A 23,887-nucleotide genomic window follows, 5' to 3' on the forward strand; every position below is an offset into this window, starting at 1 on the left:
CAACGGTGAGCCCTGATTGTCTTCGATAAATCGATGCTTATAGGACGCTTTTAGTCAAATTGATCAAGGATGTCGACACAGGCAAAAACACTCGATCGTATATATCCTCAAGATCCAGAGGATAAAACACGCGGTTCACTTGATAGCGTTGATAACCTGTAAGATAAAATAGATGTACCATCTTAAAGTCGACCAAATCAGCTATCGTGCTCACCGTCGTAGGGCAATCAAGAACACCGGCCTCGGACTCGCGCTCATCCAGCACTTGGCTCACATTGCGATCTTGATTACGTAGGTCATTGAGTATTTGCAGCATCAGAAGATCGTAGAGATCGCCACTGCCTAGACTCCAGTCGGTTACCGAAGGTTCATGACTGTGCAAGGTTGCAAGCGAGAAGGCTTCGCGTGGTTTTAACCCCAACCCCTCTAGCAGAGCATCTAAAGTAAACGCACTGGCGCCCAAGTTATTAGCGAAAGTGGTGGCTCCACTTTTCTCTGCTGGAGTGAGGTATGCATTACCTTTTTTCAAATAGTACGCCAGTATCAGCCCGTACTTCGCTACTTCATATTTAGGGTGACGCTGCAACCGAGTAAATGCCCCTCGGGCCGTCGCACTGCCCATCGCGATATTGGAAAGCAGAAGTTCTGGGCCAAAATCGTGATGAGCAATCTTCCGCTTACCACCCCGCCTTAAAACCTCATCGCGCCAGACCAGAAAACTGAATCGGTCAGAAGCCCCCTTGCCCGCCATAATGGCATTCATAACCCGCGCGTGACGATCATCAAGTGCCTCACCCTGTGGACCTTCTGCGATATTGTCGCCGAAAACACCCGGCCAATCTAAATTAGTACCCCACACCGGCCTGGCATTTTTATGCCCATGGCACTCTTGGCAGCTTTTGGGGTTTCGGGTCAGAACCGGCTCGTCCGGGGTAAAATCCAGCACTGAAAATTCCCAGTCGCCCGTTCTCGTATGCAACTGAGCCATGTCCAGTTTATGGTAGGTGGGATCATCCGGCTTAGTACCTATATTCATCATTAACAATCCATCAGAGCCGAAAAGAATAATTCTGGGGTATTTTAAGTTTGATTGGCCCGTCGCGCGAGTATGCTCGACTAAGGAGAAATTGGTTTGGTAGTGCACCGGAAGTCTGGGCAACAATTCATCAATCGATTGAATATCGTTTTCATTAATGTAGCGCTCAATACCGGATATTGTCATATCAGTAACAGCTCCATTATCCGGCGTTTGAGTTAAAGGCACTATGGTATCAAACGCACTTTTTGGACAGAGCCTAAAATGACCGGCTACGCCTCCAGAATGAAAGAACCTCTGATAAGCATCCTCTTGTGTAATCGCACTGCCTGATGAACTGATCAGGAAAAAGTACGCTCCGGTCACAAACAAAAAGGCGGTATCTTTTAATTTACTGTACAACCTGTCATTCTCCCTCGGATTTTACACTTGCTGACAGATGGTCAACCGGATCCACCGAAAGAAATACGTATTCTCCCGTCACTTCATCGACCGAGCAAATATAGTAAAAAACCTTGGTTTGTCCGCCATGAACATCAATCAACGCGACTCTCGTTTGGCTATCGACGTAATATCCAGCAGCCGAGCACCCTTGAAACGACTCTAACAACTGCCATTGATTTGGATAGTAGATTGGGCCATCCGCAATAATGCGCTGCCACTGGGATTGTTCATCTAGATAGGCCTCTGAACGAAAATTTCCGTGCTGATCCTGCCAAACATCTTCACGTTTACGCTCCACAAACTCCTCTGCGGATAATGATGATGAGACACTCTGAGATCTTTTTTCTCTTTCAGCCGACGCCGAACTTCTTTGAAAGGTATCAACCGAGCTGACACTTAGTCCAGCCGGTTCAGTTAACGAGTATGAAGTTAAGGATTCTACGGATCCAGAAGGATCTTCCGACTTAGGTGGCTCTATTTGCATCAAAGTATTAACCACTGGCCACGACAGTCCCAACACTGCCATGATGAGAACTACGACCATATAAGGTTTAAATTCCATGATCTACATCGCCCGACATCTGCGACAAGGTTCCCCTTGCCGCAGAAACGTCATTTTAAAGGGAGCACCCTGCTGAAGCCGCTTGAGAGGAATCAACAAAACACTGTGAACAGCTCTGAGACCACAAGGGGTGCGAAGCCGGACAATTAGGATTCGCCAAAGCACTGGATACACTCGAGCTACTGTTAGAGCTTATACTTGAATTAGTTGTGCTGGAATCAGAGCTTGAGTTGGCAGATGACACACTGCTAGCACTTGAGCTCGCCGGGTTATTACCATTACAGCCACCACGATATTCACAGGCCTGTGCATTCACACCCGGTTGCCAACTGCGGGTGAATTCAAGCATAGCGGCCTTAACCGAATCATCCAGATCGCCGGCGTATTTATCGATGGCTCCATCACCAACATAGAGCCCTACGTAAGCCATGATGTCATCGGTCGACAATCCACACCCAAAGCCGGTATTCAGTAGTTGCCGCGGATCAGAGCCTTTTGCCTGACTGGCTTCGTTGCGAGTGACAATATCATCGCCGTTAGTGTTGAGTAAGCGAACAAGCTCTTTACCTTTTTGCTCTCCAATCAATGCACTAAAGTAAGTTTCAGCATCCGCTACGGTCATGCTGGGGTTAATAGACGGTGGGGCCCCCTGATATCCAGACATTGCTTGAAACTGGTCATCAACTTCAATGCCTAAGTTATACTCAATATCAAGAATCGCTTCGCGCGCATTCGCCGGGTCACTACAAATACTGGCATTGCTGACAAAAATCCCCTCGGCATTCAGACAACCCGTGCCATTACCCACGTAAGTAACGCAAACGGTATCACACCACGGCTGGGTAAATTGTTGGCGTCGACCAGATACTACATGAGATGGGTTTTCATCGCTGGCACACGTAAGCTCGTTGCTGTTACCTGTAGTGCTGGTATTGCTAGTTGGACTGCTCGATGATTGATCACTGTCACTTGAATTTGAGGCAGATGCCTCGCTACAGCCACCTGCCTGTGCTTGTGCGGCATCTACAAAGCAGGCCCCGCCACACTGGAACGGATGGCTTGCAGGGCAAGACTGAGCAAACACTATATGACTTAGTAGCAATAAAACTGCACCAGCTATAGGGGCAACAAGTAATCGATTAACATATTGCATTTTTCTCTCCTTGATAGAGATAGACCGTGCTAACCACTGCGGAATAGGCACGTATTGGACTTTGGATAGAATTAGCAGCGTGGTTATTATTAATATTTACCACCTACTGACTTTGCCCTATAGACCTAAAACAATTCCGTAGGGCTTAATTCAGACTTAGGTATCCCAGCCTGATATTTTCTAATAAACGAAACTGTTAATTAGAAAAGCGAGACTAATCATTCAATCTGGCGACTAAAAGAGGATTGGTCGAAACCCAACAAAAGTAGAACTCGAACGGTTGTTATATGGAAAAAACGAACCAAGGAATTCGCGTTTTTTCAGTAAAAACGAACACCAGCATAAGCTTTTCAATAGATGATAAACGGAATATTCAGAAGCTAGTCAAGCTCGTCGTCTGATAGATTGAATGTTATTCTGTAAAGCCCTTTCGGTTACCTCGATCTAAACCGATGTAACCATCGGTTTAGATCGACAGCCCTATCAAAAGGCTCTTCGTTATTACAAAGTTTGGAGAAATTTGATAACACTTTGCTGCTTGTCGGCCCCAAGAGCGTTGAACGCCGCACGCGAGTTAGCAGCGTCTCCATCATGCAAACCAATGGCTTGACCTAAACTACTGGCAGCGCCATCGTGCATAAACAGGGTATTCATTCCGTTTCGCTCCAGCAACTTGATGTTCTGCCCTATTCCCCATAAAGGCGCGGTGCGGAAATCACCGCCGTTAACATTCCAGATTTTCATATCTGTATAGGGGCGAACATAAAGATCACGGAAGGCTTCTGGTGCATCGCTACGGGTTTTTTGGGTTGGTTGGTGACAGTCAGCGCAGCCCACCTCATGAAAAGCCACCTCACCTTCTGCCACATCGGGGTCGGCGTAAGAACCGTAATCCCGCACAGGGACATGCAACAACTCGGTATAGGTAACCACTTGGTCAAACTCGGTTTGACCGATGTCGGTTGGCGTCAGCCCCAGGTCGTTCTGCAGAGCAATTTCAGCTTGTTCGTGTACCGAGTCAACAGAGCCGTCCCAGGTCAAGCCAGCTTCAGCACCTTCAATCCACTCCAGAATACCCACACCGAAAGTCGGTGGCGGCAGAAGCGCACCTTTGGGCGTATTCACCACGAATTCGCCACGTCCATCGCGGAAGTGGCAGTCACCACACGACCCTTCTCCGGCAGGCTTTTTAATATTGCCATCGCTATCGGTGATCGCGATACTGCCGGCAAACCCGGTACCGCCCGGACGTGCCCCAGAGGTTTGCGGCATACCGTGAAAAAGGTCATGGCCTTTCAGAAAGTCATCCACCTCTTTACCTGTGGTGACACTGGTTAAATGCTGGGTAAAACGAGCATTGCGCTCCTGATCCTCTACCGGGTTACAACCGTCGGAATAAACGTTGTAAACACTGCCGCGACCAGCAGAATTCAAACGTGGGTCACCCGTTGAGGTTTCAAAGCCTCCACCAATCGTCACATGCTGCAAGGTGTTGTATACCTGAGAACCAATACTGGTACCGCCCGGAAAACTGTTATTGGAGCCACCAAAGGTCGCTTCCCAGCTTAGAATTTGGCCGTAGTTATACTCCGATCGAATCGGCCAAACGCCACCACCATTGCCACCCAAGACATACTGTGGCCCCTGGCAATTGCCGGCACCGTATTCAAAAATTTCCAATCTCATGGGTGCGCGCGAAGTTTCGGGATTAATTTCCTGATGCCCCGGCCCATCCACAAACTCGGTACGGTAGCGCTCAAGACCACTAATTTGGGACGTGTTGTACGGCATGGCATCGAAGGTTATAAAGTCTTGGGGGCGATCGCGCGAGTGCGGATGCCCATGTCGTTGCCAATTGGCGCTGTAGTAAGTTTTAGTCTCGCGGGAGCTGGGATCAATACGGTCGTTCGGGTTTTGTTCGTCATACTCGAACAACGCGGAATAGACCCAGTTACCCTCGGGGTCGTTATTAAACATACCGCGCATACGGTAGCGGAAGAAGTAGTAATACTTGCCGTAACACGCGCCCGGCACCTCCGCCTTGTAGGGGCCGGTCATACTACCGGGCATATCCGCCTTGTGAAACTGAATCTGGTTATTGGAGCACCAGAACTCAAGGTTCGGATCTTTAGGGGAAATGCGGCCCGAGGTATCAACCTGAGAAAACTGTGCAATCAAACCTTCGCCGTTGGCATAACCCGCGCGCCAGGTGACATTGCGACCGTCCAAATCAAAGGTAAAACCATAGGTGCGCGGCGGAATTCCAGTCACGGGTGTTTTTAGTGCAGGTGCCGGATGATCTACCAGTGGCAGTTGCGGCACCAGCTCAACGTCAGCCACCCACCACATATTATTCTGGCCATCACCGGCGGTCGATGCAGTACCGGTATCACCCACGTAAAAATAAAGGGGCTCGTCGTTGTAAGTCACCTGATACTGCACTTGGGTCACCAGCTCGCCGCAATCATCTTCAACAACTCTCGCGCGCTCAATGTAGTCGAAGACTCCTGTAACTCCACCGGCAGCAACTACATCTTCAGGGCTATCGACCAGCAGCGGCGGCCAGTTATCTTCGCACCCTTCAACACAAGTGCTTTCACCGGCAGGATCATTATCAAAGGTGTATAGCGTGTAACCCGGGAAGGCGGTATCCTCGCCTGCTTTAAGGTACGTCCCCAAGTCAGCATCAAACTGAACCCGAGCTACAGGCGCTTTTTCAGGCTCTACGACAACAGGGCCACCCGAAGCATCTGCGGCGTAGCAAGGCGAACTTTCAATACCCTGACCAGGCGTCACACTAATGCTGTGGATGCACTGACCGCTTGCAAATTGATCACCCTGCAACCGAACTTCCAGACTATAAGTGGTTTGTAGGTCCACATTGCCTGCAGAGATTTCATAACGATAATAAGCATCACCTCTGGTGGGCTGGTAGAGCACCTCCTGTCCGGCAAGATTAGGCGCACTGCCCTGTAAACCCACAATCGCAAAGCCTGGAGTACGACTGGCATCAGCAGAGTGGTAAATAAGCCCATCGGTAGTCATACCGAATTCGTAGCCTTCGCCCAGATCGGCCGCTGGGTCTATATCGGGCTCATCGGACCCGCTGCAAGACGGAGAGCTGGAGCTAGAAGAGCTAATCAAACTGGATGAAACACTCGATACAGAAGAACTTGAACTGCTGGGCTCGGACGAAGAGCTGCTGCTGGGAACAGCGCTTGAACTCGACACGCTTGAACTTGATGAGACACTGGAACTGGAAGACACCACCGAGCTGGATGAGCTGGAAATAACCCCAGTTTGCAAGAAATTGACAGCATCAATATTAAGCGCGGTATCTCCGCTGTTATAAACAAATTCCACCGTAGCCCCAGCCGGAACACTAAGAGAACGCTGCGCGGCCAAGTAATTACCTACCCAAGTGCCATTGGCATCAAAAGTTAAATCTCCAGCATCAGCGCCATTCACTTTGAGAGAAATTTTCCCCGAGTTTTCCGAAGCGTAAAAAACTTCTAATTGATCGGATGGAGCAACGTTTGTAAACCGTAAGCCTGCACCTTGTGTACTGATGTAGGCCACACCTTGGCCACCAGAGGCAGCGCCATCTTCATAGATCTGGGCAGCCCCTAACAGCTGTCCGGACTCGGCTTCGAACTCATTTTGTAAAGCGACCGCATCGGTGACGCTAGACGACGATGAATTGACCGTTGTACTGGAAGCGCTTGATGTAGCACTAGAGCTGCCAGCACCTCTTTGCTCTGCAACCACATTGTAAACGGGAGAAATAAATTGACCCGTCGCGTTATCTTGAATTTTCAACTGAATGTCATAAGCGCTGCCAGAATTGACCAAATTGCTAACGTCCCGCTCCCAGCGTCCATCGACACGTTCACCGGCGGCGCAGTTGTCATTGTTAATGCACAGGTAACTCCAGCTTCCCGACCAGCCTTGATCGTCAAAATATAAAGTGGCTTGGCCATCATTAACATCAATACCTTGGGCCGCCAATGCTGAAAAAGAAACGGTCGACAGAATCACACCCACTGCAAGGCTTAAACGATACACACGCTCAGGTGTTGCGATTTTAGGTCGTTCTGGAGTGGCGTGTTTCAGCCTCCGGCAAACACGATCGTAAGACATTGTGGAACCTCGTTATTATGTAATATTAATCAGTATCGCTTTCGAGCCTGTACCGCCAACTACTTAAACTCTCGCGAAACCTAATCGGTGCACTTTGCGCGAACAGTAATAGGAAAGTGCATATCTTCTATCATCAATGGGCTGATAATCGAGGTCAATTCGATCGCAGTTCGAGTGCTGGACAAGCAGTAAGCTCGAACTTAAGAAAAATGAACAACCCTATAATTGCCACATAACATATTGTTTTAATTGAAAAATATTGGCATCAAAAACATCCGTCAGGATTAGTTCGCGCAGGCGCACTAAATAACCATTCCACTTTTCGAGGGGATTTGGCGCGCATTGCATTTCTTATGCGGAGCTACGATTTGATGAGGTTATTGAAGCGGAAAAAACCTAGCGAGAATCGCAAGAAAATCAACACAAAAAGAAAACTAAAGGCGGGATTGGTGGTTACCGTATAGGCCCTTATTACAGGGCCTATCGGTTGATAGTTTTTTAAAATTTAAAGCGTTTTCACAAATGCCTGAACCGCCGACTGCTCAGAATCGCTGAGGGCATTGTAGGCATCGGTAACCGACTGAGCATCACCTCCGTGACGTCTGATAGCGTCGGCAACACTGGCAGAGGCACCATCGTGCATATACAGCATGTCGTGCCCATTGCGCTCTAACAAGTGAATATTCTGACCAATACCCCACAGAGGTGCAGTACGGAATTCGCCCTCCCCCAAATCCCACGTTTTCATGTCGGTATAAGGACGAATAGTCAGGTTGCGCAAATGCGTTGGTGCATCAGAGCGGGTTTTTTGCACCGGAGTATGGCAGCTGGCACAGCCAATTTCGGTAAACGCCACTTCACCTTGACTCACCGCTGGGTCACTGTAAGTGCCAGGGTCACGCGCAGGCACAGTTAACACCTCAACATAGGTGGTTAACAGCTCCAGCAAGCGGGGCGGCATTTCAGCCGGATCCACACCATGGTCAACAACCAGCGCCGATTTAACCTGATCGGCCACGGTAGGCTCTGAACCCTCCCAGTTAAAACCGGCTTCACGCCCTTCAATCGCTTCCAGCAGTTTCACGCCGTACACTGGTGGCGGTAAACGCATGCCTTTACCCGGTACGTTAACAGGCTCTGTACCTCGCCCATCACGGAAGTGACAGTTACCACAGGTGTCACGACCAATTTGTACATCCGGATCGTTAAACGTGCTAGAGCCTAGCTTGTTGGGATCCACACCGTGGAACAGATGATGCCCCAGGATAAAATCATCCACCATGTCTTCTTTGTGCAAGGTCACCATGGGCTGAGTGAAAATCGCATTGTGCTCTAGATCGATGTAAGCACCCGAGTCAGAGAACACTTGACTGGTACCGGCTTTACCGGCTGGGTTTAAGCGCGGATCACCGTACTTACCACACCAACCACAGCCCACTACATAGTGGGAGAAGTCATTGTAAGTTTGTGCTCCGGTGTTACCGGCAATAGCGGTTACTTCGAAGCTGATCACCTGACCGTAGCTGTAAGCCGAGTCAAAACCGGGATTTTGAGTCAGGGCAAAAAACTGCTGGCCATTTGGCCCACCGGCGGTGTTGCGCATTGATTCATTACGCAAAATACTACCGTTGATACCAAAACCTAAGTGCACATCACCGGGGCTGTCTTCGGCCCAGATAGTGTAGCGATCGAGGTTGCGTAAACGATCATTGTTGTGGTGCGCATCCAATACCGCAGCGGTAGTACCGTCTTGTGTAATGGGGTGACGAAAGCGCATCCAGTTAGAAGAGCCATCCACAAACGGCTCGTAGTTATGCGGATTAACACGCGCGCCCTTGGTGGTAAACAGACCGGTCCAGATCCATTGCGTTGCCGGATTATTGTTTAGCGCGTTAGCGTGCAGGTACCGGAAGAAATAGTTGTAATCACCAGTACAAGGGATGGTCGCTGTACCATCGGTTACCGCTACTTTCTTAAAGGTTAAGTCACCGTCGTCCGAGCAGTGCATCTCAAGCCCCGAATCACCGGCCTGTTTGACAATATATGGCCCCCAACGCCAAGTTAACTGGTCGCCGTCAATATCAAACGCAAAGCCGTGGCTAGTAGGTGCATGACCGATTTCAGGCGTGGCCAGCGCATACACAGGATTTGCCCGCGGTGGAGGTCCCACTTCACCGTCGGTGAGTGAATTGCTCGTCCAGTCGAGGTGGGCAAAGGGTGAGTCTGGATCGACATTATCACCCGGATCACCGTTGCCGCCGTCGTTACCGCTATCATTTCCGCCGTCGGCACCATTGGTAGTGTAGTCATAACGGGGGAACTGGTCAGCGCCCACACCAGGCACTTTCAACTGTGCGGTAAAGCTACCACCAGGCAAATTTGCGAAGGTGTGCTCGTAACGATCGCCGTTTTGGCTCGCGGTATAACAGTCGGCTTCCAGATCACGACACAAATAGTAAGTGCCGGAGTCGGGCCAACCTGGCTGCACGGTAAACCACAGAGTGCTGCCGCTAACGCCAAACGGCTCATCGCCGTTGCCTCCGTTATCTCCGGGATTGCCATCATCAGCGGCCGCCACTTGTACACTCACCTCATCGCGCACACCGGTCAGGGTATGATCGGCTTCGGCCAGTTCAACCGCGAGGGTATGTGTGCCCACAGCCAAACCATCGATCACCACGTCGTCGCTGCTGTATAACGGCCCCTGATCCTCACCATTAACAAAGTAGTGTACGTGACCATCGTTTTGCGCCAGCGGCCAGTTATTAACCACAAAGCCCAACGTAATGCTCTCACCCTCAGTAAAGCTGGCACCATTGGCCGGTGAGGTGATACCCACTGTGCCTTGTGGGGCTGGTTGATCACTCACCTGAACCTGCACGGAATCAGACGCCACAGCGCCGTCGTTATCCGTGGCCTCGACACGAAATTGCCAAGTACCCACTTGATCGGCGGTAATACTAAAACCGTAGGGCGCACCGTTTTTTTTTCTCACTAAGGTTTCAGACATACCTGGGGCGGTCGCGTACAAGGTAACGCTGGCGACACTGCCGTCGCTGTCCGAGGCCGTTGCCGTAAGGTTTACGGTGTCCCCTAAAGTTGTAGCAGCCGGTTGGTTCAACGTCACCGTGGGTGCCTGATTCTCGACAGGGTTTGCACTGCCCCCCTGAAGAGTAAAGTCCAGCAAATCAACATTCATAGCCGCATCGCCATTTTGGTAGCGCACTTCTACACTGGCACCTTGAGGCACCTGAACATCTACATCAACGGTGTTGTAGCTACCGACCCAAGAGCCGGTGCTGGTAAAGGGCACAACCATATCACTGCCGTTTACCCGCAAGGTGATACGCCCTGATACTTCTGACGCGTAAGTAATGCTCACGGTATCGGCCTGCGGCGCGCTATCAATGCGAAAGCCTGCGCCATTGCTGCTGATGTAAGCCACACCCTCGCCACCACTGGCCGCTGTATCCGGGTAAAGCTGCGCGCCGCCAAACACGGTGGCGGTTTCGGCCTCCAGTGTCAGGCTGGTGGGGTCACCACTGCTGCTGTTATCTTGCACCACGGTTTTGCTGGTGGTGGTCTCTGCTGTGGCGCCTTGATCGTCCACGGCCACGGCACGGAACTGGTAGTTGCCTGCCGTATTAACGACAACGTCGAAGGTGTGAATATTGCCAGAAACCTGATCAACCAATGTTTCGCTACCGCCTGGGGCAGTCATGTACAAGGTTACAGATTCTACGCTGCCATCACTGTCGTTAGCGTTCACAGCTACTGAAATAACGCCACCTTCGGTAACCAGGCCTGAGTTTGTGCTGGCCGAAATCGTTGGTGCAAAATTGGGCTCATCTACCGGGTCACCACTGCCCTTGGTAAAAGTCGCCTGATCCTGCACGGTGTACTGACCGCTTTCGTTATCCTGAACTTTAAATTCAATGGCGTAACTTTGACCCAAGGTGCCATTGAAGTTACGGGTAAACAAACCGTCGGCACGGGTCGCAGACAAACAGTAAGCGTCTAAACACAGATAAGCGAAATTGCCTTCCCAGTCCGGATTGTCCTGATGAAATACTTGCAAGGTGGAGTCGTCGATATAGCGAATTCCAAACTCGGCATTCGGCGCTGGATCCGGATCCTCACCGCCGTCAGCCAAGATATTTTTATAGATTATTGTTTCGTCAGTGCGGCCATCGTTATCGGTGGCCACTGCGCGCAAGGCGTAATTACCTGCCACTGACGTATTAACGGTGAAGGTATCCGCGGTACCTTGTGAGGTCCCGACCAGAACTTCGCTGCTGTTGGGCGCGGTAACATACAAACTGATGCTGGTTACCGAACCATCGGCGTCGCTGGCGCTTACGTCAACCGTAAAGCTCTCGCCGGCCACCACTTCTGAATTTTGCGCCACTAAGTTGACGCTAGGGCTTTGCGGATCAACGGAGCCCGGATCACCAAAATTAAGTTCACTGAACAGGTTGACCCCGGCACGAATAAAATCGGTGCCGCCGGTAGCGTTTTGCCAACGGTTTAAAATAGTGCTGTTGGCCTGAACCCGGCTATCGCCCCAGTAACCCTCTGGGCCATAGACGCCGTCGTTAGGATTCCAGCGTGGCTGCGCGTCCCAGTTGGCGTTGATATAAGTGATGGCGCGCAGAACATCTTTGCTGCCGCTTGAGTATTCCGCAATAAAATCAAAGTACGGCTGATACCACTCGTTCCACACTTGATCGGCAGTTTTGTTAACCTGGTTATTGCCAAAAGCCGCGTCGGTGGAATAGGTAAGCGCTCCGGTTTTATAGCGCTGTGGTGTGGATTCATTGATAAAGAGAGGCTTGTTGTGGGCAACAGCAAAGTCTGCCACCTTGCGCACTTCAGTCCAGTTACAATCCTGTGGCGCAAAATAGGAGATACCCACCCAGTCGACCACATCATCGCCGGGGTACCACTCATCGGGGTTAATAGGCACTGGACAGTAGGTGGCGGTTTGCCAAACCAAGGCGATACGATCGTCATAGCCTAACTGCTCAATACGATTATGCACATAAGCAAAAGTAGACTTTACCGCTGAGGGGTTGTGATTATTCCAGGGCCCATCAACCTCATAAGCCCACCGTAAGTACACGGGGCGGTTGTAGCCACCCAAAGTATTTAACAGCGTATCGATATTCGCGTTGTAATTACCGGCTGCAACCTGATCAATCACGCCGTTCATAGAGACTCCCACCACCAGCGCCCGATCTGGATAAGTGGCGGCCAGCTCGGCCACATTGTTACGTCCTGCACCGGCATCGGCGCTATTAGTCAAACCGTCCAGGGTTGCAATTCCCACATAATTAGTGACACCTGCGGGCTGAGTGCTTACCGATGAAACATACTCACCAATGCTTTCGATATCCTGCCCTACAGATAGCATGACTCCATCATCTGGAACCAAGGTACCACTGACCGCGTATGCCTGTGAGGCTGCAAATGTTGCAATACCCAACGTAAGGCTATGGCGACGAAACTCTTTCCAATAGCTACTCATGGCTTACCCTACCTTATTGTCTATTGTCGTTAATGAATGTCCGGCCGGAAAAAACCAGATTCGAAGCATAAAAACGCAATCCAAAATCAGGAGCAAGTTCTAGCTTAGGTAATAGTGGTGTGGAAAACGTACTGCACGAAAATAAAGCTTTTTTACTAGTTTTTATTGGTTAATAATTTAGTTCGTCCCACACAGAGGTAACATATTTTCTTTTGTATCCTTGGGGTTTGGGAGCTGACTGTTACTTTAAAAGCGAACGGTAACAGTTACACTTTAAGTAAAGTCCTTTACCTTCTTATAAATCTTAATAATCGTTAGGTGCCATTTTCTGTGCTGGACTGAGGTGAAGAGTTCGCGTCCCGATATTGACTGGGCGTCATACCCACATGCTTTCGAAACAAAGTAAAAAACGACGAGCGTGAACGAAAACCTACCGACTCGTAAATTTCTTGTACCGACGATTTCGCCCACTCTTCACTGATCAAACGCGTCTTGACTTCCTCCAGCCGATACTCGTTGATAAACTCAAAGAAATTTTTCCCAAACTCTCGATTGATAACCTGAGAAAGCTGACGCGGAGACAGAGACAACTCCTCCGCCAAACGCTCAATGTTTAAACGGGGGCGACAATACAGTTTATCCTCCTCCATACGCATGGCTATATAGCCCTGAACAGTTTGATCCTCGTCCGAAGAAGGCTCATCACTAGCGGCCATTTCCTTCTCGGGCGGTGCGGGAATCTGACGGGTGGCAGGCGCGTAAAAAAGACCCGCAAAAACAATAAAATATATTAATCCCAATTCCAGCACGCCGGGTAAATGAACCACTGTTTCCATCAACGACCAGGGAGCCCAAGGGTAGAAAAATGGCGGCAGAATTTCTAACGCCCAGACCAACAGAAACCCCCACACCATAAGCCTGAGCCACCCGTATTCCATCAACTCGACCGTGCAGAAACGATCTTTTAAACGCTCAGAGTAACGTTTGATATGGAAAAGCGTAGCGACTGCGTACCCAACAGAAGTAGCAAAACCCAGCACACACACCAGAACAAATTCACGCCAAAACATTACCCCAAGCACCGAATGCCATCCCAAAGGCTCAAAAGCCACAACAGCCAGCCCCGGTGCGAGAGGCCACATATAAGACCAGCGCCAGGGGTAAGACTCTGAGGTTAAAGCGCGCGTATAGTGATACAACAACGGCCCATGAACACTGTAAACCAGTGCCCAGAGCGCATAACCGCGATCTCCCCAGATAGGATGTAGGACTCTGAACAGTGCGGGGTTATAAGTTAAAAGAAATACCAGCTGCCCTACCGCGAGCGAAACCAAAAATGCAGACAATAATCGCTGACTGAGCGGCCTCGGGGGCCTAACCAGCATCAACACCCCAAACACCAGACACTGGAACATCAACATGATCAAGATCAGGTCATAGGCATTAAACTGGGGTTGGCTGAGCCATTCGTAAAATAGGTGCATCACGGTACCTTGAAGTCGTTTTTGCCCCGGTATGTTTATCGTTATTGTTGAATTCCGTGCTCTACCCAAGCTTCAACTTGTCTAAAGCCATGATATACGTTAAAGTTAACGTTAACAAGCATCTGCGATGCTGGGATAAGAACTCACTCAGAGAATTTCATTAATCAATAGACAATGGGTGCCCTGAAGCACAAAGAGTTCTTTTATAGCTTCATATAGACTGCTTGAAGATAAGAAATTTACAACCCAAAACCATATAAATCAACGACTTGAATGATGCACCTGAAGGATTGATAACTGTTTCCACAGGGTCAGGGGTATAAGTACGACATACCTGAAATCGTCACATCATGTTTTACAAAAACATGATTTTGTATTTCGGAGCATCAATCAAACGAAAAATTTTAAGGGTTAGCACGGAGAGAAATAGCTTATTTTGATTACCGAAATCCGGCTAAATAAGGCGCTTTAAATTGTCGAACATCGTCAGATTGCACGCGATTCCACTGCAGCCCCGACCAGTACTGACCCCCTAATAACAAACGAATACAACGAGACACACTATGTACTTTCTTGGTTTAGATATCGGCAGTTCCTCGGTTAAATTGTCCGTTATTGATGGCGACAGCGGTAAGCGGGTGGCCAACGCCACCTACCCTCCGCAAGAAATGACTATCAATGCCCCTGAATCAGGCTGGGCCGAGCAAGCACCGGAAGACTGGTGGGACGCCGTAAAAAAAGGCTGTGAGCAGCTTTGGCAAATTAAGCCGGAAGCCAGAGATAACATCGACGCCATCGGGATTTCCTACCAAATGCACGGCTTGGTTGCCGTGGACAAGGACGGCAAAGTGCTGCGTCCGTCCATCATCTGGTGCGACAGCCGCGCGGTGGCCACCGGCGAACAGGCCTTTTCCGAACTGGGCAAGGACTGGTGCATGGAGCATTTGCTGAACGCCCCCGGCAACTTCACCGCAGCCAAGCTGCGCTGGGTCCAGGAGAACGAGCCCGAGCTCTACAGCCGTATTCACAAGATTCTGCTACCCGGTGATTACATTGCCCTCAAGCTAACCGGTGAATGCACCACTACCGCCTCCGGTTTATCCGAAGGGGTATTTTGGGATTTTTCGGAAAATCAGGTTGCGGATAAGCTGCTAAAACATTGGCACATTGACCCCGTTTTATTGCCCAGACAGGTGCTTAACTTAGGTGTACAGGGTGAGGTGAATGAAATCGCCGCCCGCGAGCTCGGCATCAACGCCGGTGCCAAGTTGGCCTTCCGCGCAGGCGATCAAGTTGCCAACGCAATGAGTCTTAATGTACTAGAGCCCGGCGACGTCGCTACTACCGCTGGCACCTCTGGGGTCGTTTACGCCGTGACCGACAAAAACATCGCCGACCCAGATCAGCGAATCAATACTTTTTTACACGTGAATAAAGGCGATGCCGAGGCACATCGCGGCCTACTAGCGTGTATTAACGGTGCAGGGCGAATGAACAGTTGGCTGCGAGGCGTGCTGAGCACAGGCGGCGATCTTTCTTACCCCACATTAAATGAGCTAGGTGAGTCCGTAGACCCGGGCAGTGATGGATTAAACGTATTCCCTTTTGGTAACGGCGCCGAGCGCATCATGCGCAACAAGTTATTGTCTGCACAATTGGACGGTCTGGATTTGAACCGCCACGGGGTTAACCACATCGCCCGCGCTACGCAAGAGGGTGTGGCCTACGCAATGAATCTAGGCTTTGACTTGATCAAAGATTTGGGCGCCGAAACCCGGATCGTTCGCGCCGGCCACAGCAATATGTTTTTAAGCCCGGTTTTCACTAGCGCGTTCGTCAACCTGATCGGCGCACCACTGGAGTTGTACCAGACCGACAGCGCCGACGGTGTCGCCCGCGCCGCAGCCTGGGGCTGCGATTTCTACACCAGCCGTGACGATGTGTTCCGCACCTTAACGTGCAAAGCCGTACTCGAACCGCAAGCCCAACTACAAAACCAATATCAAGATCTGTACGGCCAATGGCGCACGGCGGTCGAGCAGCGTTTAATACAAAACCACTGATTCACAACAACACGGGCCACCCCAGGGCAAGGCCCAATCTATTAACCACAGAGCCAAAAGGTTTTTTATGAGCATTACATTAGGTGATAAAGAGTATTTCCCCGGAGTCGAAAAAATTCAGTACGAGGGTGCCGAGTCCGATAATCCACTCGCCTTTAAATGGTACGACGAAAATAAAGTCGTCGCGGGAAAAACCATGAAGGAACACTTCAAGTTTGCGGTCTCCTACTGGCACACCTTCTGCGGCGCCGGTCACGACCCTTTCGGTCCAGGGCCCTTCATATTTCCATGGAACGAAGGTAAAGATGCCGACACCCGCGCGCGCATGAAGCTGGACGCAGCTTTTGAATTTTTCACCAAATTAGGCACTCCCTACTACTGCTTCCACGATGTAGATGTGATTGAGGAAGGCAACTCCCGCAGCGAGACCAGCGCACGCTTAGCCAAATGGGTAGGCTGGGCCAAAGAGAAACAAAAAGAGTCTGGCGTTAAGCTTTTATGGGGTACATCAAACTTGTTCAGCAACCCACGCTTTATGAACGGTGCCTCCACCAACCCAGACTTTAACGTGGTTGCCTACGCTGGTGCACAACTTAAAGACGCTATGGATGCCACCATCGAACTCGGCGGTGAAAACTACGTGTTCTGGGGCGGCAGAGAAGGTTACATGAGCCTGCTGAATAGCGATGTAAAGCGCGAACAGGAGCACCTAGCTCGTTTTCTAACGATCGCACGTGATTACGGACGCGCCAATGGTTTTACAGGTAACTTCCTGATTGAGCCCAAACCAATGGAGCCGACCAAACACCAGTACGATTTCGACAGCGAAACCGTTATAGGCTTCTTACGTCATCACGGCCTCGATAAAGACTTTAAGCTGAACATTGAAACCAACCACGCCACGCTGGCACAACATACCATGGACCACGAAATGCAAGTCGCCGCCAACGCCGGCATGCTGGGCTCCATCGATGCAAACCGCGGTGATTACCAGAACTCGTGGGACACGGATCAGTTCCCCTACAACATCAACGAAACCGTTGAGATGATGCTGGTGCTGCTGCGCCACGGCGGCTTCCAAGGCGGCGGTGTAAACTTCGATGCGAAACGTCGTCGCAACTCCACAGACATGAACGACACCTTCCACGGACACATCGGCGGTATGGACGTATTCGCCCGCTCACTGCTGATTGCAGATGACCTGATCCAAAAGTCTCCGCTTGAGAAAATGCGGGCCGAGCGTTACGCCTCATTCGATAATGGTAACGGCGCCGATTTTGAACAGGGAAAACTAACTTTGGAGCAACTGGCTGACATTGGCAACAGTGTAGGTGAGCCTAATCAGACCAGTGGACAGCAAGAGCTGTATGAAAACATCATTAATCGTTATGTACGCTAAGCGGCTCTCGCGATAAGGCAACCACACCAAAGCGGTCTTTGCCGCGTAAAGACCGCTTTCGACACTAATCATCGCTTTGGCAAAAGCTAAGCCTCCTTCCTCGCCGCCATATGGGACTGCTGGCAAAATTAGCTCTCAAGCTGATCAGAAATCACTCAACCCGCAGAAAAGCGTTAAAATACGATCTCAAAATGGCCAAACTATGGTACCAACTGCTGGCCAAACTATGGGTACCCGCACATTCAGGTAGCGGCTTTTTTTATTGCCCATAGCTCAGTTGGTTAGAGCATCCGACTCACCTCTCTATAAAACCCTGGGGCAGGTCCACTGCTCCTCTCTGCGCGGGCCCACCATACGAAAAGCCGCTATCTTTTTGGGTAGCGGCTTTTTTATTGTCCGCCGCGAAGCACCCTCTACGCCCGCTCCCCTAGCCCCTAGCCCCTAGGCTCACCGGAACCGTTACCAATTGCCTCTGTCCAAGTCACGCAATAAAGATAACGGAAACACTATGGACGGCGTTCGAGCCACGGACATTGACGACGGAATTTTCGATGTTGCCCCCGCGCCTGGGCGACACTTTCGTGTCTGGACGGTGGTGTTAGCCATATCGATTTTAGCACACTTGCTTCTCGGCTGGCTGTGGAGTTTGTATGAACTTAAGCCAATACCCGAAACAAATACCGTTACGCTGAAAGTAAAAATGAAGCGGATGGAAGTTTCTGCCCCGGTTAGAGTGTCCGATAATCCCGCTACAACACCAAGCGTTATACAGCATACAGAACAGGATGCCCCTAAATCGCCAGTTAAAGCTCGCCAGACACAGACAGCCCCATCAGAACCCAACCCGGTTCGCACGACCATAAAACCTGCTCAAGCTGAACCGATAAACACCCAGCATCCAATCTCCACCTCCCCGTCTCCAGCGTCAAACCCCAGCACTCAGAGCGTATTTGACCCTCGTTTACAAGCAAAACTTAATCGGGCCGGCGGCGCTGCTCGCGCCGCGCCTTCGGCAACATTCTATACAGATATCAGTGGCAGCACACGGCTGGAGCTGGGCGAAGGCAAGTGTTTGCGCTCAAAGGTAGAAGATAAACGGGGCTTTACCACCAACTGGTATTTAACCGGCTGTAATCAGCAACAGAGCGAAGGCGATAAAATTATTCAGGCTCTGGAGCGTCGCCTCAAACGTTAAGCGTTTGCACCTGCCGGGCGACAATCGCTTTCGCACTTTCCATAGCCGCCGGGCTCAGGCTTGTTTGCTGGCTGCCCAGGCGCCGCAACAAGGGCGTGCGCCCGACCAGTAAAAAGGTTACCTGCCCCACCAGCATATGGGTTTGCAGTATCACCTCGCGGGAGTGGGGTGAGGCATCACAGATTTTCGCCACCAATACACATAAAAAATTCTGCACACGGGAGAAGGCGTTTTCATACAGCGCTTCGAAGGCCTGGGTGGGCGACACCTGTTCGCGCAGAACCAGCATTAACCATTTTTCGGCCTCGGCATCGGTGGCAAACACATCAATCATACGGTGCAGTGTTTGGGTCAGCATATCGCGCGCTTGGCTTGCGCTCAGTGGCTGCGGATCGGGCATTTGCGCGTAGGATAATTTTTCCAGGATGCGGCGGCTTATTTGCCCGACAATGGCAAGGTACAAGCCCTGCTTGTTACCAAAGTAATAAGCAATAGAACCGATGTTCGCGCCCGCTTTATCTGCAATCATGCGCGTAGTGGTGGCTTTAAAACCCAGCTCGCCGAACAGGGCAATACCCGCTTCCAACAATTTGGCTTCGGTGGTTTCACGCTCAGTCATTGGGGGTACCCTGCGCAACCTGATCGCCGACCTTGTCTACCGATATTTTAAAGGCGTAGCTGTATAACACCGGCACCACCAACAGCGACATCACCGTCCCCACCGCCAAACCAAAAGCCATAGCGCTGGCCATGCCGTAAAACAGTGGGTCGCGACTGAAGATAAGCGGCAAAAAACCCAGAACGGTCGTCACCGTAGACATAATAATGGGCCGCAGCCGTCTGACTGAGGCGCTCACTATCGCTTCGGCGGCGAGCAGGTCGGGATCTTTGCGGTCGATATCAATGCGGTCAATTAACACAATGGCATTGTTGATAATAATACCCGCTAGACTGTATAGCCCCAGGAGCACCATAAAACCAAAGTCGGCTCGCATCACCAGCAGCCCTACGGCTACGCCGACAATAACCAAAGGAATTGTGACGACAATCAGCAGCGGACGCTTGAAGGAGTTAAACTGTGCCACCAGTAAAATAAAGATTAACCCAATGCAGATGGGCAGGTTTTCCTGCAAGGCGGCCTGCCCCTCGGCCGACATTTTGACCACGCCGTCATACTCAATCCAGTGACCGGGCGGCAGCGTTTTCTCTAACTCGTTAAACGCCTCGGCCACTTTAGGCTGCATTTGTTCGGCGGTTAGCTGCGTACTGCGCGCCTGAACGGTAATGGTACGCACCAGGTTTTCGCGGTCTATACGACCGTAACCACTGGTCATTTTTATTTCCGCTACCTGATTGAGCGGCACCCCACGACCATCGGATTCCAGTGGGTACACGGTAAGAGATTTTAAACGCTCCAGGCTGCTGCGCTCCTCGTCATCGTTTCGCAGCATGATGGGGATCAACTTATCGCCCTCGCGAAATCGCGACAGCTGGTATCCGTCTATGGCGCCTTCCAAGGATTGAGCGATGTCTTCCGAGGTGACATCTGCCGCGCGAGCCTGGGCTTGGTTTACGTCGACATCCAACGCCGAAACCCGGGCCTCCCAGCTGTGTTTAATATCCTGCGCACCGGGTTGGCGTGCGAGTATGGCCTCGGCATCGCGGGCGGCATTAAACAAGACTTCGCGATCCGGGCCTTTAATTTGCACTTCCAGCAAATTACTGTCTGAAGGCCCCAAAAACATCTTAACCACCTGGGCGCGAATTTCGGGATGGCGCTGACTCATATACTGACGCAAACGCTGAATGACGGCATCGACCTGATCGCGCTGTTGAACATTTACCACCAAAAAACCCTTGTTTACCGCTGGATCAATCGGGGTTAACGACAACACAAAACGCGGCCCGCCAAAACCGGCATAGGCAGCCACGCTGGCAACGCCTTCGCGCAGCGAATCAGAGTCGAGAATTTCCCGGCTTAATTGCTGCACCGATTCATCGGCTAAGGTCGGGGAAATATCCACCGGAAAATCGATATACACCAATACTTGGTTGCGATCCGAATCGGGGAAAAATTTTTGCGGCACCATTTGCATAAGTGCCACCCCAACCACCAGTAGCCCCGCCATGCTGAGTAAAAAAATAACTCTGTGGGTCAGGGCGCGACGGATCAAGCCGTCGTAACGACTGCTCATAAAACGAAACAGTCGGTCCGATAGAGACAGCTTGGTATTGCTCTGCGCCTGCGCGGGCAAGGTTAAAAACCGATGGCACAGCACCGGGGTTACCGTGAGCGATAAAAACCACGAGGTACTCAGAGTAATAGCGATGACGATGGAAATAGAGCGCGTGTATTCCCCGGCTACATGGTTCGCGAGCATAAGCGGCAAAAACACTAAAATGGTAGTAAGCGTCGAAGACAGTAGTGGCAGCGCCAACTCGGCACCGGTGGTGCGCAAGGCTTCATCCCGCGAGTCGCCGCTCTCCAGTCGGGTTTTAAAATCTTCGGCCACCACAATGGCATTGTCCACCAACAAACCCAGCGAAATAACCAGCGTCGCCAGGCTCATGCGCTGCAGCGACATGTCCATAAAGCCCATAATCGCCAGGGTAACCAGCATAACCGCCGGGATTAATGAGCCCACAATAACCCCGGTGCGCCCCCCCAAAAATAGAATGACCACTGCCAACACAATGGCCAGGGTTTGCAGCACACTGGAGGTTACACCGTAGACGGCGTTGGCTACCTGCTCGGACTGAAAGGTCATAATCTCCAGCTGGTAGCCGGCGGGTAAGCTTTGCTGCAGCTGCTCGATTTTTGCTTTGACCTGATGGCCATAGTCGAGCACGCTGCGCCCATCCAGCATAGAAATCGCCAAGACTATCGCCCGCCTGCCATTAAAATAGGCGGTTTGGCTGACAGGCTCTTGGTAGCCGCGCTCGATATCGCCCAAATCTCCCAGGCGTATGGAACCGCCGGTACCGGGCAGTTTAATCTCGGCGTTGGCCAAATCATCCAAACTGTCATAGGCCCCGCTTACCTGTACGGCAAAACGCTGGGGGCCGGCCTCCATCTCTGCCGCGGGCGGCAAAATATTGCGCTGCTGTAACTGCGAGGTTAACTGTCCCGGCGACAGGCCCAGCTCTGCCAGACGCGCCTCGGGTAAATTAATATAAATCCGCTCGGCCTGGACGCCTAACAGCTCGACCCGCTTACTGCCCTCCAAGGAATACAACTCAGCGCGAATATGCTCGGCCATTTCCAACTGCTCGGCGTGGCTGTAGACATCGGATGACAGCGCCGCTGTAACCACGGCCACATCGCCAAAGTCGTCGTTAAACACCGTTTTTTGCGTACCCTCGGGCAGGGATGTATAGGCGGTGGAAATTTTTTGCCGCACCTCGTCCCAAATTTGGTCCAGATCAAAAAATTCGTCGCGAATTTCGATATGAATTAACGAGCGTCCGCGCATGGAAGTGGAACGGATAGACTCCACCTGCCCCACTTCGCGAATGCTCGCCTCAAGGGGTTTGGTAATTTTCTCTTCGACCTGCTCTGCCGAGAGGCCAGGAAAGGCGGTACTAGCCAAAGCCTCGCGAATGATAATTTTGGGGTCTTCGCGCGCCGGCAAGGTGAAGTAGTTGCTGAGGCCAAACAGCACGGAAAGCACCAGGCACAGCAACAGGACCGGGCGATAGCGATAGGCGAGCTGGGAAATATTCATTAATTAAAACGCTCCGGTCCCTGGCCCAGAATCGCCACTGTTTGCCCCGGCGCAACAAACTCGGCGCCGCGCGCCACAATCTTATCCCCGGGCATCAGAGAGCCGCGCACCTCGGCCAGTTTTACTCGCGGCTCAATCAGCTCTATATCCACCCGCTCGAGAGTATTGTCGGGGTTTATGCGCAGCACATACACACTTTCGTTATCACCGTGTACCAATGCGGTTAAAGGAACCAGCAGCGTTCCCTGGTGAGCAGCAGCGCTGCGAGCGGGAGACAGCAGAACCTGAGCGGTCATGCCCGAGCGCAGCTCGTTACTGGCGCCCTCTACCGCCAATACCAAGGGGTAATTGTTGGATGATTCGGGACGGGTGCCAATGTGCTCAATGATCGCGGTGCGACGCTCGTTATCCAGCGCGGGGATCACCACTTGCTGCTCGCTGCCGCGCTCCAGCTTGCTGACCATGGCCTCGGGCACGTGGGTGTAGACTTCAAAACCGCCGCGCTCGGAAATGGCCTCGAGCACAGGCTCGTTGGGGCTGATGCGCTGGGCCGGTTCGGCCAACCGATCGCTGATAGAGCCCGCAAAGGGGGCGCGTAGCTGAGTCAAAGCCACATCGCGCTCGGCAATGCTGACCGATGCCTGGGCAGAACTGAGCCGCGATTGCGCGGTATCCAGAGCGGCGCGAGCGGCATCCAAATTCGCCTTGCTGACAAACCCTTTTCCCTGTAATTCTTGCAGCCGGTCAAAGTCCAGCTGCTTTTCCGTCAGCGCAGCTTGCGCTTCGGTGGCCGACGCCTGGGCCTGATTGAGCACCAGCTGATAGCGCTCGGCGTTCAAGCTGGCCAGTACCTGCCCCTGCTCGACCGCGTCGCCGACATCGACGTGGATGGCCGATATTTCACCGCCCACTTCAAAACTGAGCACGGTGCGCTCTACCGCGCGTAAACGGCCGCTAAGACTTACCTGACTGGCGCCATTGGCCGCTTTAACCTGGGCGGCATCTACCAGGCGAGGTTGCGGCGGCTCGGCTGAGGACGGTTTGTCATTACAACCCGATATAAGTGCTGCACCCAGGACGAGCACCCCTAGCCGGGACCACTGTTTAAATGACGGCTTCACTCCCACCTCCGGGATTATTTGCGGATAGGATTTAATCA

The 23,887-nt window shown here is 51.5% G+C and carries 12 protein-coding genes; 3 read left to right on the top strand and 9 right to left on the bottom strand.

Annotation, left to right across the window (positions count from 1 at the left end):
- Positions 1 to 37: 37 nt before the first annotated feature.
- The 6 genes from M6D89_RS12250 to M6D89_RS17400 form a co-directional block, all read right to left on the bottom strand.
- Positions 38 to 1,438 carry a hypothetical protein gene (locus M6D89_RS12250; RefSeq protein ID WP_253968368.1) on the bottom strand — a complete coding sequence of 467 codons (1,401 nt, stop codon included), beginning with the start codon at positions 1,436 to 1,438 and terminating at the stop codon, positions 38 to 40.
- A 4-nt stretch (positions 1,439 to 1,442) separates the two neighbouring features.
- Complete coding sequence (locus M6D89_RS12255) at positions 1,443 to 2,042, bottom strand: hypothetical protein (RefSeq protein ID WP_253968369.1); 600 nt, start codon at positions 2,040 to 2,042, stop codon at positions 1,443 to 1,445.
- A 55-nt stretch (positions 2,043 to 2,097) separates the two neighbouring features.
- Complete coding sequence (locus M6D89_RS12260) at positions 2,098 to 3,195, bottom strand: hypothetical protein (RefSeq protein ID WP_253968370.1); 1,098 nt, start codon at positions 3,193 to 3,195, stop codon at positions 2,098 to 2,100.
- A 501-nt stretch (positions 3,196 to 3,696) separates the two neighbouring features.
- Complete coding sequence (locus M6D89_RS12265) at positions 3,697 to 7,335, bottom strand: di-heme oxidoredictase family protein (RefSeq protein ID WP_253968371.1); 3,639 nt, start codon at positions 7,333 to 7,335, stop codon at positions 3,697 to 3,699.
- 505 nt (positions 7,336 to 7,840) lie between these two features.
- Entirely contained in the window at positions 7,841 to 12,862 is a 5,022-nt protein-coding gene (locus M6D89_RS12270) for a family 31 carbohydrate-binding protein (protein ID WP_253968372.1), read from the bottom strand.
- 314 nt (positions 12,863 to 13,176) lie between these two features.
- Positions 13,177 to 13,974, bottom strand: coding sequence for a helix-turn-helix domain-containing protein (locus tag M6D89_RS17400; RefSeq protein ID WP_253968373.1), 798 nt, complete (start codon positions 13,972 to 13,974; stop codon positions 13,177 to 13,179).
- Between the two features lie 935 nt (positions 13,975 to 14,909).
- Between M6D89_RS17400 and M6D89_RS12280 the strand changes: the two genes are divergently transcribed.
- From M6D89_RS12280 to M6D89_RS12290, 3 genes are all read left to right on the top strand, one after another.
- Positions 14,910 to 16,409 (top strand): xylulokinase, encoded by a 1,500-nt coding sequence (locus M6D89_RS12280; RefSeq protein ID WP_253968374.1) that lies wholly within the window; start codon positions 14,910 to 14,912, stop codon positions 16,407 to 16,409.
- 67 nt (positions 16,410 to 16,476) lie between these two features.
- Positions 16,477 to 17,808, top strand: coding sequence for a xylose isomerase (gene xylA / locus M6D89_RS12285; protein ID WP_253968375.1), 1,332 nt, complete (start codon positions 16,477 to 16,479; stop codon positions 17,806 to 17,808).
- Between the two features lie 508 nt (positions 17,809 to 18,316).
- The gene (locus M6D89_RS12290) at positions 18,317 to 19,003 is read left to right on the top strand and encodes a hypothetical protein (RefSeq protein WP_253968376.1); all 687 of its coding nucleotides are present in this window, start codon (positions 18,317 to 18,319) and stop codon (positions 19,001 to 19,003) included.
- Here the strand turns inward: M6D89_RS12290 and M6D89_RS12295 are convergent.
- The 3 genes from M6D89_RS12295 to M6D89_RS12305 are packed head-to-tail and all read right to left on the bottom strand — an operon-like array spanning position 18,993 to position 23,849.
- Positions 18,993 to 19,622 carry a CerR family C-terminal domain-containing protein gene (locus M6D89_RS12295; protein ID WP_253968377.1) on the bottom strand — a complete coding sequence of 210 codons (630 nt, stop codon included), beginning with the start codon at positions 19,620 to 19,622 and terminating at the stop codon, positions 18,993 to 18,995. The two genes, M6D89_RS12290 and M6D89_RS12295, sit on opposite strands and share 11 nt — an antisense overlap.
- Positions 19,615 to 22,728, bottom strand: a complete 3,114-nt coding sequence (locus tag M6D89_RS12300; protein ID WP_253968378.1) for an efflux RND transporter permease subunit — start codon at positions 22,726 to 22,728, stop codon at positions 19,615 to 19,617. The genes M6D89_RS12295 and M6D89_RS12300 overlap by 8 nt, the downstream gene beginning before the upstream one ends.
- Complete coding sequence (locus tag M6D89_RS12305; RefSeq protein ID WP_253968379.1) at positions 22,728 to 23,849, bottom strand: efflux RND transporter periplasmic adaptor subunit; 1,122 nt, start codon at positions 23,847 to 23,849, stop codon at positions 22,728 to 22,730. Before M6D89_RS12305 ends, M6D89_RS12300 begins: the two co-directional genes overlap by 1 nt.
- Positions 23,850 to 23,887: the final 38 nt, after the last annotated feature.

The organism is Gilvimarinus xylanilyticus, assembly GCF_024195295.1.
GTDB lineage: Bacteria > Pseudomonadota > Gammaproteobacteria > Pseudomonadales > Cellvibrionaceae > Gilvimarinus > Gilvimarinus xylanilyticus.

Coding starts and splice junctions, on each gene's coding strand:
- M6D89_RS12255 (WP_253968369.1), bottom strand. CDS start 2,042: ATGGAATTTAAACCTTATATGGTCGTAGTTCTCATCATGGCAGTGTTG.
- M6D89_RS12290 (WP_253968376.1), top strand. CDS start 18,317: ATGGACGGCGTTCGAGCCACGGACATTGACGACGGAATTTTCGATGTT.
- M6D89_RS12295 (WP_253968377.1), bottom strand. CDS start 19,622: ATGACTGAGCGTGAAACCACCGAAGCCAAATTGTTGGAAGCGGGTATT.
- M6D89_RS12300 (WP_253968378.1), bottom strand. CDS start 22,728: ATGAATATTTCCCAGCTCGCCTATCGCTATCGCCCGGTCCTGTTGCTG.
- xylA (WP_253968375.1), top strand. CDS start 16,477: ATGAGCATTACATTAGGTGATAAAGAGTATTTCCCCGGAGTCGAAAAA.
- M6D89_RS12260 (WP_253968370.1), bottom strand. CDS start 3,195: ATGCAATATGTTAATCGATTACTTGTTGCCCCTATAGCTGGTGCAGTT.
- M6D89_RS12280 (WP_253968374.1), top strand. CDS start 14,910: ATGTACTTTCTTGGTTTAGATATCGGCAGTTCCTCGGTTAAATTGTCC.
- M6D89_RS12270 (WP_253968372.1), bottom strand. CDS start 12,862: ATGAGTAGCTATTGGAAAGAGTTTCGTCGCCATAGCCTTACGTTGGGT.
- M6D89_RS12265 (WP_253968371.1), bottom strand. CDS start 7,335: ATGTCTTACGATCGTGTTTGCCGGAGGCTGAAACACGCCACTCCAGAA.